14 protein-coding genes and 1 tRNA gene are annotated in these 14,053 nt (G+C 65.4%); 9 read left to right on the forward strand and 6 right to left on the reverse strand.

Annotation, left to right across the window (positions count from 1 at the left end; genetic code table 11):
- Window positions 1-247: 247 nt before the first annotated feature.
- Together HY699_16140 and HY699_16145 are read right to left on the reverse strand one after the other, a co-directional pair.
- Window positions 248-1,054, reverse strand: coding sequence for an amidohydrolase family protein (locus tag HY699_16140; GenBank protein ID MBI4517335.1), 807 nt, complete (start codon window positions 1,052-1,054; stop codon window positions 248-250).
- Between the two features lie 193 nt (window positions 1,055-1,247).
- A complete protein-coding gene (locus HY699_16145) occupies window positions 1,248-2,096 on the reverse strand; it encodes an SDR family oxidoreductase (GenBank protein ID MBI4517336.1) in 849 nt (282 codons plus the stop codon).
- A gap of 149 nt (window positions 2,097-2,245) precedes the next feature.
- On the opposite strand from HY699_16145, the gene HY699_16150 reads away from it, so the two are divergent.
- Complete coding sequence (locus tag HY699_16150; protein ID MBI4517337.1) at window positions 2,246-3,586, forward strand: AarF/ABC1/UbiB kinase family protein; 1,341 nt, start codon at window positions 2,246-2,248, stop codon at window positions 3,584-3,586.
- Window positions 3,587-3,609: 23 nt separating this feature from the next.
- Here the strand turns inward: HY699_16150 and HY699_16155 are convergent, their stop codons facing one another.
- Window positions 3,610-4,065, reverse strand: coding sequence for a hypothetical protein (locus tag HY699_16155; protein ID MBI4517338.1), 456 nt, complete (start codon window positions 4,063-4,065; stop codon window positions 3,610-3,612).
- A 97-nt stretch (window positions 4,066-4,162) separates the two neighbouring features.
- Here HY699_16155 and HY699_16160 point away from each other — a divergent pair, with 97 nt between their 5' ends.
- The 4 genes from HY699_16160 to HY699_16175 all read left to right on the forward strand — a co-directional run bounded on the left by HY699_16160 (window position 4,163) and on the right by HY699_16175 (window position 6,388).
- Complete coding sequence (locus HY699_16160; GenBank protein ID MBI4517339.1) at window positions 4,163-4,879, forward strand: hypothetical protein; 717 nt, start codon at window positions 4,163-4,165, stop codon at window positions 4,877-4,879.
- A 151-nt stretch (window positions 4,880-5,030) separates the two neighbouring features.
- Window positions 5,031-5,705 carry a M48 family metalloprotease gene (locus tag HY699_16165; GenBank protein ID MBI4517340.1) on the forward strand — a complete coding sequence of 225 codons (675 nt, stop codon included), beginning with the start codon at window positions 5,031-5,033 and terminating at the stop codon, window positions 5,703-5,705.
- A gap of 8 nt (window positions 5,706-5,713) precedes the next feature.
- Window positions 5,714-6,040: a tetratricopeptide repeat protein gene (locus HY699_16170; GenBank protein ID MBI4517341.1), complete on the forward strand. Its 327-nt coding sequence runs from the start codon at window positions 5,714-5,716 to the stop codon at window positions 6,038-6,040.
- Window positions 6,041-6,315: 275 nt separating this feature from the next.
- A tRNA-Asn gene (locus HY699_16175) sits at window positions 6,316-6,388 on the forward strand.
- Window positions 6,389-6,472: 84 nt separating this feature from the next.
- Here HY699_16175 and HY699_16180 read toward each other — a convergent pair.
- Window positions 6,473-7,561, reverse strand: coding sequence for a tyrosine-type recombinase/integrase (locus HY699_16180; protein MBI4517342.1), 1,089 nt, complete (start codon window positions 7,559-7,561; stop codon window positions 6,473-6,475).
- Between the two features lie 71 nt (window positions 7,562-7,632).
- Here HY699_16180 and HY699_16185 point away from each other — a divergent pair, with 71 nt between their 5' ends.
- Window positions 7,633-8,274: a hypothetical protein gene (locus HY699_16185; GenBank protein ID MBI4517343.1), complete on the forward strand. Its 642-nt coding sequence runs from the start codon at window positions 7,633-7,635 to the stop codon at window positions 8,272-8,274.
- Window positions 8,275-8,282: 8 nt separating this feature from the next.
- On the opposite strand, the gene HY699_16190 is transcribed toward HY699_16185, so the two are convergent.
- Window positions 8,283-8,441 carry a hypothetical protein gene (locus tag HY699_16190; GenBank protein MBI4517344.1) on the reverse strand — a complete coding sequence of 53 codons (159 nt, stop codon included), beginning with the start codon at window positions 8,439-8,441 and terminating at the stop codon, window positions 8,283-8,285.
- A gap of 284 nt (window positions 8,442-8,725) precedes the next feature.
- Between HY699_16190 and HY699_16195 the strand changes: the two genes are divergently transcribed.
- Entirely contained in the window at window positions 8,726-9,004 is a 279-nt protein-coding gene (locus tag HY699_16195; GenBank protein ID MBI4517345.1) for a hypothetical protein, read from the forward strand.
- Between the two features lie 706 nt (window positions 9,005-9,710).
- Here HY699_16195 and HY699_16200 read toward each other — a convergent pair.
- Window positions 9,711-9,938 carry a hypothetical protein gene (locus tag HY699_16200; GenBank protein ID MBI4517346.1) on the reverse strand — a complete coding sequence of 76 codons (228 nt, stop codon included), beginning with the start codon at window positions 9,936-9,938 and terminating at the stop codon, window positions 9,711-9,713.
- A gap of 593 nt (window positions 9,939-10,531) precedes the next feature.
- On the opposite strand from HY699_16200, the gene dprA reads away from it, so the two are divergent.
- Both dprA and topA read left to right on the forward strand, forming a co-directional pair.
- Entirely contained in the window at window positions 10,532-11,653 is a 1,122-nt protein-coding gene (gene dprA, locus HY699_16205) for a DNA-protecting protein DprA (protein MBI4517347.1), read from the forward strand.
- Window positions 11,654-11,659: 6 nt separating this feature from the next.
- Window positions 11,660-13,975, forward strand: a complete 2,316-nt coding sequence (gene topA, locus HY699_16210) for a type I DNA topoisomerase (protein ID MBI4517348.1) — start codon at window positions 11,660-11,662, stop codon at window positions 13,973-13,975.
- Window positions 13,976-14,053 lie beyond the last annotated feature (78 nt).

The raw sequence follows: 14,053 nt of genomic DNA on the forward strand, positions 1-14,053 counted from the left end.
AGCGTGCCGTTCCGTTTGCTGGCCAGGATGTAAACGCAGAACTGCTTGTCCATAGCGCCAAACGCCAAACTGGATTCCCGCTTTCGCGGGAATGACGGCCATAACACCGAACCACGTTACCCACAGATTTGTCGCGCACCCTCGCCCCGTGCACGACCGCTACCAAGGCGGGCTGCATCATCCGGGTTCACGGGCGGGGCGGGCGCGTTTCACTTGTGCCGCCATCGGTCGTCAGCCGCCGAGCCGGTCAGGGCACCAGCCGGGCGGCGTTTTCGCCGAGGATGGCCCGCAAAGCCGGCGCACTGAGCCCTTGCCGGCGCAGCCAAGCCCTCGACTCGGCGATGGTGACGGTGGTGTTCGGGCAGTCGCTGCCGAAGAGAATCCGTTCGCTTAGCCTCTCGATGCGCTCGACCGGCAGTGGCGGCAACCACTCAGCGGCGCTGGTCAGGTCGGCGTGGAGCTGCTCGTGACATTCGAGCAGATCGAGTGCGGCATCGATGTCGGGCAGACCGGCATGGGCGATCACCAGCCGCAGGCGCGGGTGCGCGGCGGCGATGCGAGCGATCGCTTGCAGTTCGTGGGCGTAGGTGCGGCCGCTGACCTCGCGCCCGGCATGCACGACTACGGGAATGGCGCGCGCCTCGGCGGCTGTCCATAGGGGCTCGAGCCGCTGATCGTCGGCGTCGAAGCGCCCGACCGAGCAATGGAGCTTAGCCAGCTTGAGCCCGAAATCACCAAACGCACGCTCAACCATCGCCGCAAGATCGGCATCGTCGGGATGGAAGGTCGCGGCGGCAACAACGCCGGGGATGGGCTTGACGGCGCCGGCGATCCACTCGTTCAGCTGCGCGGCAACGCCGGCCTTGTGTGCGTATGGCAGCGCCCAGAAACGCTCCGTGCCCGCATCGTGCTGCGCTCGGACGATATCGCCGAGCCGCACGCCATCGTAAGCGAGCTTGCCCCAGCCCATGTGCTGATCGAAGAACCGCCGGATGGCGAGCGCGAGCTGGTCCGGCATGACGTGGCAATGGCTGTCGATGAGCACGGGCCGCATGGTGGCAGCAAACGCCAGTGCCGGTCAACACCACCGGTGATGTTACGGGCGCGTCGGCGGCGCTCCGTCGGCTCGGTAAGTGAGAGTCGTCAGCCGCCGATCCGCTCGCGCCCCGGCGTCATGCTGGTGGCTCGCCCGCGGGTGCCTGACCGAGGGCGCCGGCATTCCCTCGGGCAGCGCGAGAGCGCATTCGCTATGCCCGGCGGCCGGGCGAAGTTCGGGGCGTGTCTTGCTGCAAGATGTTGCTGAGCCACTGAGTGGCGGATTCGCCCCAATTCGCCGCCGAGCTGTCTAGGCCGGGCACCAGGGCGGCGAGCTTCTCCAGCGTGGCGGCGCTCGGGGGCACGGATATATCGATCAGCTGAAAACGAGCGGCGGCAAAGACCGCCCACACCATCCACGAGTGCGGCAAGCTGAGGGCGCCCGGCCACAGCGGCCGCAGCCCGGGGTTATGAGCCATCGGGGTGTCGGTAACGCTCGGCATCACCAGGGCAACGTGTATGTCGCTGCCGTGCAACTCGGCGCGCAAGGCCTCGGTGATGCCGACCAGGGCGAACTTGGTGGCGCAGTAGCCGCCCAGCGGCGGCATGCCGCGCCGCCCTGCCAGCGAGGCCATGTTCACGATGCAGCCGCTGCCCTGGCGCTGCATCAGCTGCACCGCTTCCTGCATCACAAACAGCGCGCCGAACAGATTCACGTTCAGCATCGCGGTCAGGTCGCCGGGCTTGAGATCCAGTACCGGTGAGGAGATCAGCACGCTGGCGCTGTTGACGACCACGTCGATCCGGCCCCAGCGGGCGTAGACCGCCCGCAGGTTGGCGCGCACGGCGTTACGCTTAGTCACATCGGTAGGCACCACCACCGCCTCGCCGCCGCGCTGGTTGATCGCCCGCTTCACCTTTTCCAGCGCCTCGCGCCGCCGGGCAACGAGGGCGACGCGTGCGCCCACGGCCCCGAAGGCCAAGGCGGTCTCGCGCCCGATGCCACTTGAGGCACCGGTTACCACCACCACCTTGCCGCGAAACTCATCGAACCACGCCATGCGGTTGCTCTCCTTGCGCCTCTGCTCGCTCGTGCCGCCCGCTCACCCCCAGCATCGCCCGTATCAGGGGCCGCGGTCAAACCCGCCGCCCGCTTGCGCCGATGCCCCCGAATCGCCACACTCGCCCCCGAGCAGTACGAACCTCGGCGATGGCGGCGCGTAGTCACTCGAAAACCGGTAGTACGCTTACCCGCGGGCGCACCAAGCGCGTCCTGAAGGTCGGTGAGCTGGCCACCTCGGTCGGCTCCTCTTACGTCATCGAGGCGCTGAAGTGGCCGTTCCGCTCGGCCGGTGAACGCCAACAGGGCCTGCTCGACACCCACATCCGCAACGCCATCAAGCTGGTCGAGCGCTCCAAAGAGCTCAAGGGCGCCTTCATGAAACTGGTGCAGATGTTGTCGATGCGCGACGACATCCTGCCGCCGCAGGCGCTCGCAGTGCTGTCGGTGGTGCAATCCAAGGTCCCACCGATGGACTACGCGCTGATCCGCGAGCAGGTCAGACGCGAGCTCGGCAAGTACCCCGAGGCGTTGTTCGAGCACTTCGCCGAGCACGCCTTCGCCGCCGCCTCGCTCGGCCAAGTGCACGCCGCCCAGCTGCCCGGCGGCGAGACCGTGGTGGTCAAGGTCCAGTACCCCGGCGTCGAGCAGACGGTGAACGAGGACCTGCAGAACATCAAGGCCTTGCTGCGCACCTTCGCGCTCATCGGCCGCGATGTCATGCGCCAGCGGGTCGACCCGTCCGAGGTCTACAAGGAACTCGAAGAGCGCCTGCACGAAGAGATCGACTACGTCAACGAAGCCAAGAACATCGCCCTCTTCCAGAAGATCTTCCGCGACGACGACGAGATCATCATCCCGCAAGTCTACCCCGATTTCTCCTCGCGCCGGGTGCTGACCATGAGCCGCATCGATGGGTACCCGTTGGCCGACATCCTCGGCCCCGGCGTCGATCAAGAGCTGAAGGACTGGGTGGCGATCAAGTACTTCCGCACGGTGTGGCGCCAGGTGTTCGAGTTCGGCGTGCTCCACACCGATCCGCACCCGGGTAACTATTTGGTGACGTTTCATCCCAAGCTGGCAATATTGGATTTCGGCTCGATTCGCATCTTTCCCGAGCCGATTCGCGGCGCGTATCATCGGCTGGCCCGCGCCATCTTGGCGCGCGACGAAGCCACCATGGCCGACTGCTGTGTGCGCCTGGGCTTTCTCGACCGCGGCGACGACCCCAAGGCGATCGTGCGCATTCTGTACATCATCTTCGAGCCGGTGCTGGCCGACCGGCGCTACGACCCGCGCGATTTCAAGTCGGTGGAGAAGGGCATGGAAGTCGCCAGCATCGGGTTCGAAGCCCGTCTCTTCAAGACCCCGGGCCACCGGGTGTTTCTGGCGCGCGCGTTGATGGGGCTAGATGCTTATCTGAAGCAGCTCGGCACGGTGATCAACTGGCACCGCGAGTTCAAGGCCTGCGTCGAGCGGGTACACGCCTGAGACTGCGATGCTCAAGGGTGAGATCACTCCCGAGCACCATGCCTGGGACCGGCTAATGGCCCAAGCGTCGCTTCGACGGCCTGCACCAACCGCGCCCGATCTCGTAAACGCTCTTTGATCGGCCGAACCGCCCGGGTCTGTCGGAAGTACGTTTCAACGGTCTCCAGTCCGTGCCGGATGCCGTAGAGATTGCGACGTTCCAGATCGTACAAGCCGGTATCAAGACAGAGGGCCAACACCAGCGTGGTGCGCTCGCTCCAGGAAATCCCGGCGGCAGGCCAATAAACCTTATCACCGCTGACTCCACAGTGAGTGCTGTAGGCGCAGCGGCTCCGGGTTGCCGTATCCGATTCGAGAAGAGGATAACCGTCGGTGTCATCCAGTCCTTTACTGGTATCATTCAGCGCCTCCGCTGCATTCTCGCTACCGACCAGTTTGTCCGGGTGTGAATAACTGCCCGGTTTTTTCTTCGTTTGCAAACGTGGTAGGGGAGGCGCGGCTATGTCGAATCCATCGGCTCGGGCGACTGTTCGGCTGCTGTGGTTGTTGGCAAGTGGGCTCTTGGCAGGAAATGCCGTGGCCGAGCCCCTCGATCAGGGCTCGACCCTCTGCCTCCATCCCTTGGTGATCCCGATTGCCGAGAGCCAAGCTGAAGCGCGCCTCGCCAAGCTGGAGAAGAAATTGGTGGAAGCGCTGGTGGCGGCATCGTATCAGGTGGCGGAGCCGCAGGCTGTATCGGACCTATTCAAACGCCTACGGGCAGATTTCGGTGGCTTCGTCGATCCTGCGACCGGGCGGCGCGACGAGGTGCGATACCGAGCCTTTCGCGACCGGCTTCAGGCCGCACTGCGCCAGGAACTCGGTTGCGATGCCCAGTTGTCGGCGCAAGTCGTGTCGGTTCGCGCTGCGTTCGTAAACGGAACCGCCCGTTGGGACGGTACGACCGATGATGTGAGTTCGACGGGTCGGGTGGTGATGAACCTTCTCGGGGGAGTCGTCGAATCCGGCTGGGTCGCGGCCCTGTCGCTGTGGCTCAACGCCTTGGACCTTGAGGGCAATGACCTGGCGTTTCGCAGTGCCGGGATCGAGTCGCTGGTGAGTCTAGCGGTTCTGCGGGATCGCGACGTTCTCCCCGAGGATCGGTGGCTCACGGACGACAAGAAACTCGATGCCGCGATCCAGTCCGCGCTGGGCCCGAACGGCGATGCGCTGCGGCTGCGTGGCACCCCGCAGGGGGTCGATACCGTTCCGGCGGGCTATGATGCCCCCGCCCGCCGCCCGAGGGGCCGCTGAGCAAGCGCCGGCAGACCGCTGCGACAGAACGGTGAGACCACTCCTAGTGAGATCGATCGCACTAATTGCCGGGGCCCTCCCCTTCTGCGGCACCTCGTGTGTACGCATGCCCCCGGTGCCTGTCGTGCCGGCCTGGAACGAGCGCACCGGAGTGCCAGTCTCGATCGAGGAGGACGAACGCAAGCTGTGGGAAGAGGCCAAGCGCAGGCGTGCCGAGATCGAGAAGAACGGCATGATTGTCGCCGACGAAGCCCTCACCAGGTACCTCAATGGCGTACTGGCTACGCTGATGGCTGAGCCCCTCTCAGAACAAGCGCCAGTGCCGGGTGTGCACGTCCTTCGCAGCCCGCAGCGAAACGCGTATGCGGCGCCCGACGGAGGGATACTGGTGAGCACCGGCATGCTCGCGGCCATCCAGAACGAGGCGCAGCTTGCTGCTCTGCTCGGACACGAACTGGGTCACTTCATTGCTCGCCATGGCCTGATGCGACAACGCTTCGAGAAGCTCAGCGGGTCGTCGGTCGAACGTATGCAGCTCTCTCGCGACAACGAGGCCTACTGCGACCGCTTCGCGCTCGAAGTCATGAGACGCGCCGGCTACGATCCGCGCGAGATCGTGCTGCTGAACTTGCAACTGACGGAACCGGATGATGCGGGCTGGGCCGGCGGCTGGACGGTGCTGCGGAGTCATCCATTCACTGCTGAACGCATCCGGGCGCTGCAGGAGCCAATCGGTCACGCCCGAGAAGATGACGTGCGAACTGAGAGGGAGCGTTACAACGAAGCGATCGCGCCGCTTCTCCCCGTTGCGGCCGAAGTAGAGTAGAGGCGGGTTTGCTCGATCGGGCGACGGCGTCGATCTCACGCTATCTGGCGTTGAGACCGGAGAGCGGTCGCGGTTACTTCCTCAAGGCCGAGCACGCTCGTCTAACTGCCCCCGAAGGACGCCGATCCTCAACGGCACGGCAAGCCTATGAGCGGGCAGTCGAACTCGCGCCCGATGACCCCGACGCGGTGCGAGAGCTTGGGTTGCTCTATTACGGAGACGGCGAGGTGGCCCGAGCCACGGTTCTGCTTCAGAAGTACCTGAGTCTGGTGCCGGATGCGGCCGATCGAAACCTCATTCAACGTTATCTCGACGGCCGCGGCAGCACTGAGTGAGCAAAACGATACCTGGAGCTTCCTCGAAGGTGAAGTCGGCAGGCGTCCAGCTCGCCAGGGCCCGCGCCGCTGCCGCGTGTTCGGGTCGTCTACGCGGCCGCCTAGTGCCCTCGTGCCGGAGCGAACACTGCCAGTCCCCAGTGGTGCGCTCGTAACCGGCGCCCGCCATCTTGCTTGTCGATCGTGTAACCCAAGCGATTGCCGGCTGCTTGAAGCGGTCCTGAGCCTGTGGTAGCAGCGTCAATCTCCGGTTGATACCCGCCGGAGCACACTGATCCCCGGTAGCTCAGTCGGTAGAGCGATCGGCTGTTAACCGATTGGTCGCTGGTTCGAGTCCGGCCCGGGGAGCTGAAAAATCAAGGGGTTGGCTTCGCAAGGGGTCAGCCCCTTGCTGCTTGGTCCGTGTTTGGTCCGTATGCTTGGGGCGGGCTGTCATCCCAGAGCCGTCCGAAGGGGTGTCACTTTCGACGGCTGGGGTGTCGACGCGATACGCTGGCGGCGCGATTCGGCGGTACGCTGCAGCGCGTCCCGTTGGTCCCTGCCGTCCGTGATGTTGTAGCGCAGGAACATGCTTACGGTCTTGTGACCGCTGATGGACATGGCGACCGCCTGCGGCACCCCCGCGCGAACCATGTCTCGGACACCGGAGCGCCGGAGGTCATGGAACAGCTTGCTCCCGCTGGGAAGCCCCGCGGCTTCGAGCGCTGTGTTCCAGCGCTCGCGGATGTCGCCGATCGGCCGGCCGTTCTTGTGGAACACCAGCGGCGAGACATGCGTCTGCTTCGTTCGGCTGTCGACGTAGGCGCGTGCCTGCCAGCGTCGCTCGATCACGGCCCAGGCGTCCCCGTCGAGCGCCAGCGTCCGACCTTCGCCGTTCTTGGAGTCGTAGAGCCGCACCTCGCGGGCTGTATGGTCGACTTGCTCCCAGGTGAGAGAGGCAATCTCGCCCTTCCGCCAGCCGGTTGCGTAGGCGAAGCGCGCGGTGTCGGCGTAATCGGCCGGCAGATACCGCACGAACGCCTCGAAGTCCTCCGGCTCGAAGAATCCCTTGCGCGCGTTGTTCACCGTCGGCATCGGGAAATAGGGCACCACGTGCGGCTTGATGCGCTTTTGCTTGACGGCCAGGCGGTAGGCGGCGCGGAATTCCACCAGGTAGTTCTTGATTGTGGCTGGGGACTTCCCGGCCGTTCGCTCTTCCGCCACGAAACGCTCGATGCGGTCGGCGGACACCGCTGCGGCGCGGTCCAGGCCGAAGTGCCGCCGAATCACGGCGATCTGCGAGCGCCACGAGTCCGACTTGGCGCCCCTGTTGGTGAGGAAAGTTTCACGCGCGTCGAGTAGCTCGGCTACGGTGATGCGTTGCTCGTGCGGCGTGACGAAGTCCTCGCGCTCCTTCGCCTTCACCCACCGCTTGAGCAGCTTGCGGGCGGCGTCCTCATCGGTGCCGACGGTTTCGCGGATCTCTTTGCCGTCCTTGTAGTACGCGATGCACCACACGCCGCGGTTCGCGCGGTAGAACACGCGGCCGTCGCCGTACCCGCGCTCTATCCCGCGCTGACCGCCGACCCGGCCGGGCGAAACGGATTCAGGCGGTGCTGGCCGAAAGCCGGGAGCCGTTGGCGTCGACCGAACCCGCCTTCGACCCCAACCGCCGCCTTGCCCTGGCCGACTGCTGCGCCTCGCTGGCTGCCCTGCATGCCGACCTGGCCGCCGGCCACGAACCGGGGGCGGTGCCGTGGGCGTTTCCCGACTTGGCCGAACGGCACCGGAAGGCCGAAGATTGCCTTGACGCGCTGGCGAAGACACCGGGCGGACCGACCGAAGCCGACTGGCGAGCCGGCTTGGAAGAGCTGCGGGCGGTGTGGCTCGAAGCCCGCGGGCGGTTTGGCGCACAAGCGCGAGCGACAAGACGAACTGACAAAACTGCCAAGAGCCCGGCCGGAGGCCGACCCGATGCCGGAGCTACCCGCCGGCACCACGGTGGCCGTGGGCTTCAGTTACGGCGATGGTACACCGGGCACATGGGAGCGGAGCCGATGACCGACACCTTCCCCACGGCCGTCGCCAAGCGCCTCGATGTGGGCGCCGTCGCCTACGGCGACCGGAGCTTTCAGCAACCGCCCGGCGAGCTGACCGACGAGATCGAGCAAGAGCTGCTCGACGTGTGCGCCTGGAGCTACATCTTGTGGTGCCGGGTGCGCGCGCTGCGGGGTGCGGTGGAGCAAAGACGATGAGGCGGCTGCTAACGGTAGGTGGTGCTCGTCCGGCGTTCGACGCGCAGGATCTGGACCGCGCGAAAGTCGGTGTTGACCTCGAAGATGGTCCTATACGCGCCGACGCGACGCCGGTAGACTCGTGCTTCGAGGTGTCGAATGTCGCCCACGAATGGATCGCTGGCCATCTGCCGAATGGCCGCAGTGATCCGGGTTCCGTCAGCGGGGGGAACGCGCGCGACGGCCTTTTGGGCGGACTTCGGAACGTAGACGCGCCACAGTCGCTTCAAGCTCTTCCAGGGTGCAGTAGTCGCCGCGTGCGAACTCGGCGCGGGCTTGTGCAATGGCCTTCAAGTCTGCCGGCGTCAGCGGCTCGTTATCGAGAGGCGGTTCCTTGCGGGGCTGCTCTTGGAGCTTCGCCGAAACCTTTCGCGCCGTCTGTGCCATGTGGGCAGAGTAGCAGGACGTGCCCATGAACGCCAAGCGCAAGGGCACCAGGAACGAGCATCGCAGCCGCCGGCTGCTCGAAATCGCCGGCTACTGTGTGACCCGTGCCGCGGGTTCGTTGGGTGCCTGGGACCTTGTCGGCATCGGACCAACGGACGTGGTGTTGCTGCAAGTGAAGAGCAACCGGGCACCGTCACCGGCCGAGCGCGAAACGCTGGCCGGCTTTGCCTGTCCCTCGAACTGCAAGCGGCTGGTGCACGTCTGGCACGATCGCCAGCGCTGGCCAGAGGTGCGGGAGCTGTGAGCATGACACCGAGCTCGGGCAGTCGTGCTAACGCCGCGCCGTTGATGCGCACGAAGTCTACGCGATTTCTCATGCTGCGTCGCCCGCGTCACTTGTGCTGCGCCGCGTTTGCGCTTCGATGTACGCGCGCTCTATCCGTCGTCTGGCTAAGTCCTCTACGTCGGCAAGGCGGTACAGGCGCACGCCCGTCACGGTACGCACGCAGCGGAGCGCATTAGAGTCCGCGAGCTGTCGCGCACGCGCGGACGTTAGCGACAGCGCCCGCGCCGCCGCCGCAGTAGTGAGATGACTTGATTCTCTCCCTAACGTATTGGCAAACAACTGCGCTGAGTTTGCATGTCAAGTTGTGTAATACGCAACTTGACATGTCGCTCGCCGGTGATATGCGGTTACCCCTTGGGCGGTGCGTACATAGCAACCGAAGACCAAAGTGTGTGCCACGGGTCCCACAATCGTCACAAGAGGCAACAGCGGTACGGGGTTTTTGGCTTCGAGCGGTGGAATTACCCGTACATCCCTAGGGGACATTACCGATGCGTTAGTTTTTGGCGAAAGTACCTCGCGGCGCTACCGCGGCGAATCGGTGCGAGAAACGGCACGCGGCGCCCCCTGTGGCGCGCACAGATGCCCCAGGTGTCGGCGTTCTACGTTCGGGTAGGGTGGCGCTAAGGGGCGAAGATCGACGGGCGTCGCGTGGCGCAACCATTCACCTCATGGCGATCTTGCGCACGGTTTCGACCGCCCAAGGTCTGCCGGTGCGTGCCGGGATACGGTCGGCGCTCAGCTTGGCGGCGATGGCGGCAAAGCTCAACCGCTCACCAGCGCGCGGTTTGCGGCGTAGCCGCTGAAGCAGCGTCACCACTTCGGCTTCACCGGGTCGCGTGCCAAACGGCTTGCGCCTCTCGCGGTTTGGACCGGTGTCACGCGCGGTCATGGGGTTACCCCCGCGATGCGGACCAAATGCGGACCAGCGTCGGGCAACGTGGGAATACCTCGCGCGGGCAAAGGCTTTTGGGCGCCTCGAAAGGCACGTTCGGTTCTTAACCGATTGGTCGCTGGTTCGAGTCCAGCCCAGGGAGCCATTCTTTCTCCACCACGCGCTCGTGGCGGAGGGGCGGTCAACGGCAGCCCCGCGAGGCGACTCGCGGGGCCGCGCCTGAAACCGCCGATGTCCGCGGGCTTCCGAACCGCGACCCACTCGAGCCCATCGTGGCCGCATCCAAGTGGTGGCTGCGATCGAGGTGATCTTCCACTCGCGATAGTGCTCGGCGAGGTAGCGCAGCCCGCATTGATGTCGGGCAGCTTGGATATCGATCTCCAGTGATCTTTCGTCGGGAACAGCAGGAACGAAGGGGGAAGCAGCCGGCTTGCGTAGAGCGGACGACCAAGCCGCCGGTAGTTGGCGCTATCGGCGCTGGCGGCCGGAGCGTAAGCTTGCCGCGCTTTAGACCGATAGGCTTCCAGAACAGCTGCCACCCTTCGTCGGCCTTTGCCAAGCGCAGGCAGTCGGGGTACAGGGCCTCAGCCATGGCGACGGACGCGGAGGAGCTGGGCTTCTGGATCGCCCTGAAGCTGGTGCGCGGTGTCGGCTGCGTCGGCTATCAGGGCTTGCTGCGCGCCTTCGGATATCCCCGGGCGGTGTTCTCGGCCAGCGTGCACGCGCTCGAATGCGCCGGCGTGCGGCGCGAGGTGGCGCAGGCGGTGCGTGGTTTCGATGGTTGGCCGGCGGTGCGCGAACAGCTCGCGCGCGCCGAGCGCGCGGGCGCGCGCGTCATCACTTGGGCGGACGCTGAGTATCCCGCCAACCTCAAACAGATCCATGATCCGCCGCCGTTTCTGTTCGTCCGCGGCCGCTTGCAGGATCGCGATCGGCTGGCGGTGGCGCTGGTCGGCTCGCGCGCGGCCTCGAGTTACGGCTTGCAGCAGACGCGCGAAATGAGCGAAGGCTTGGCGCGCGCGGGGGTCACCGTGGTGAGCGGATTGGCGCGCGGCATCGACGCCGAAGCCCACGCCGCGGCGGTGCGCGTCGGCGGACGCACCATCGCGGTGTTGGGCTGCGGCGTTGACGTAGTCTATCCAAGTGAGCATCATGCGCTGTTCATGGCCATCGCAAACCACGGCGCCGTGGTGTCCGAGTTCCTCATGGGCACCAAACCCGACGCGGAGAACTTCCCCAGCCGCAACCGCATCATCTCGGGCCTGTCGCTGGGAACGGTGATCATGGAAGCGACCGAAAAGAGCGGCTCGCTGATCACTGCCCATGCCGCGCTGGAACAGGATCGCGAAGTCTTCGCCGTGCCCGGGCCGGTCAGTGCCCGCAGCCGCGGCACGCATCGGTTGATCCGTGAGGGCGCCAAATTGACCGAACGGGTGGAGGACATTCTCGAGGAAATCGCTCCGCATTTGCTGGCGCGCCGCCCCGAACCCGTTCCCACGGTGACCCTCGAAGGCCTCGAAGCGGAAGTGGCGGCAGCGCTGGGCGAGCAGACCCGCCACGTCGATGAGTTGATCACCCGCAGCGGACTGGCCGCTAACCAAGTGCTGGAGGCGTTGTTGCTGTTGGAGCTCAAAGGGCTTGTACAACAGCTTCCAGGTCAGTACTACAGCGCGCGGGGTGCGTTGCCCGCGGCGCGTGCGCCACACAAGTGAACTGATATGGCAAAGAACCTGGTGATCGTGGAGTCGCCGGCCAAGGCGAAGACGCTCAGTAAGTACCTCGGCCGCGACTACCAAGTGAAAGCCTCAGTCGGACACATCGTTGACTTGCCCAAGAGCAAACTCGGCGTCGAGATCGCCAAGGGCTTCGAGCCCGAGTACCAGATCATCCACGGCAAGGGCAAGATCGTCACCGAGCTCAAACAGGCGGCCAAAGGCAAGGACAACATCTTCCTGGCGCCCGACCCCGACCGCGAGGGTGAGGCGATCGCCTGGCATATCGCCGAGCGGATCAAGGACAAGACCAATCACGGCCGGATTCACCGCGTGCTGTTCAACGAGATCACCAAGCGTGCGGTGCAGGAGGCGATCAAGAAGCCGCAGCCGCTCGATCGCCACCTCTTCGATGCCCAGCAGACCCGGCGCATTCTGGACCGTTTGGTGGGCTACCAGATCAGCCCGCTGCTGTGGAAGAAAGTGCGCCGCGGCCTCTCCGCCGGCCGCGTGCAGAGCGTGGCGGTGCGCATCATCTGCGAGCGCGAGCGCGAGATTCAGGCTTTCGTTCCGGTCGAGTACTGGTCGATCGGCGCGCAGCTCGAAGGCGACACCCCGCCGCCGTTTGCGGCGCGCTTGCTGCGCATCGGCGATCAGCGGCTCGACCCGGAGAAGTTCCGCGTCGAGAATCAACAGCAGGCCGAGGACCTCGTCAGCCGGCTCGGGCGCGCGAGCTGGACCGTCAGCAAGGTCGAGCGCAAAGAGCGCCGGCGTTTCCCCACCCCGCCGTTCATTACCTCGCGCTTGCAGCAGGAAGCCTCGCGCAAACTCGGCTTCGCCCCCAGCCGCACCATGCGCATCGCCCAGCGCCTCTACGAAGGCATCGAACTCGGCGCCGAGGGCGCGGTCGGCCTGATTACTTACATGCGCACCGATTCCATCCGGGTCTCACCCGAGGCCGTGCAGGCCGTGCGCGCGCTCATCGGCGAGCGCTTCGGGCCGGACTACCTGCCGCCGCAGCCGAACAATTACGCCAGCAAGAAGGGCGCGCAGGACGCGCACGAGGCGATTCGCCCGACCTCGACGGCGTACCCGCCCGAGCGGCTCACCGCCTTCCTGGCCAAGGAGGAGCTGGCGCTCTACACCCTGATCTGGAACCGCTTCGTTGCCAGCCAGATGGTGCCGGCGGTATTCGATCAGACCGCCGTCGACATCGCCGCTGCCGACACCACCTTTCGCGCCAGCGGCCAGGTGATGAAGTTCGACGGCTTCATCCGCGTTTACACCGAAGGCCGTGATGACGATCCGAAGAAGGATGATGAGGACGACGACGAAGCCGAGCGCTCGCTGCCACCGCTGCGTGAAGGCGAAGTGTTGCGGCTGCACGAACTCAAGCCGGAGCAGCACTTCACCCAGCCGCCGCCGCGTTTCAGCCAAGCCACGCTGATCAAGGAGCTGGAAGAAAAGGGCATCGGCCGGCCCTCGACCTACGCCTCGATCGTAGCCACGATCCTGGGCAAGGAGTACGTCTTCGAAGACAAGTCGCGCCGGCTGCGGCCGTCCGAACTCGGCTTCCTGGTCACCGACCTGCTGGTTGACGCTTTTCCCGACATCCTCAACGTCGAGTTCACCGCCGGCATGGAAACCATGCTCGACGAGATCGAAGACGGCAAGGAGCAATGGCGCACCGCGCTGCAGCGCTTCTACGATCCCTTCCAGCGCGACCTCGAGCACGCCGAGGAACGCATGCGCGACGTCAAGCGCGAAGGCCAGCCGACCGAATTCAAGTGCGGTACCTGCGGCGGCCAGATGGTGATCAAGTGGGGCCGCAGCGGCGAGTTCCTCGCCTGCTCGCGTTACCCCGAGTGCCGATACACTCGCAACTTCACCCGCGATGGCGAAGGCGGCCTGACCATAGTCGAGGACGAAGTCACCGACGAGGTCTGCGATCAGTGCGGCCGGCCGATGAAGGTCCGCTTCGGCCGCTTCGGTAAGTTCCTCGGCTGCACCGGCTATCCCGAATGCAAAGGCGTGCGCTCGCTGGTGCGGCCGGTGCCGACCGGCGTCAATTGTCCCGATTGCAAAGAGGGCGAGATCATGGAGAAGCGCTCGCGCAACGGGAAGATCTTTTACAGCTGCAATCGCTACCCCAAGTGCCGCTTCGCCACCTGGGAGCGGCCGATCCCCGACCCCTGCCCACAGTGCAACGCGCCTTTCATCGTCGAGAAGACCACCAAGCGCGCCGGCACCGTGCGCCGCTGCCTCAGTGAAGGCTGCCGCTACAATGAGACCGTCGAGGAGCCGGCCGCCGAAGCCGTCTGACGATTGCGGATCGGCGATTGCGGGTTGCGGATTTGGCGAGACCGCAATGAGACCAGCGTTTTCATTGTTGCGAGGTGA

This window comes from Deltaproteobacteria bacterium (genome assembly GCA_016210005.1).
Lineage (GTDB): Bacteria > Desulfobacterota > Binatia > HRBIN30 > JACQVA1 > JACQVA1.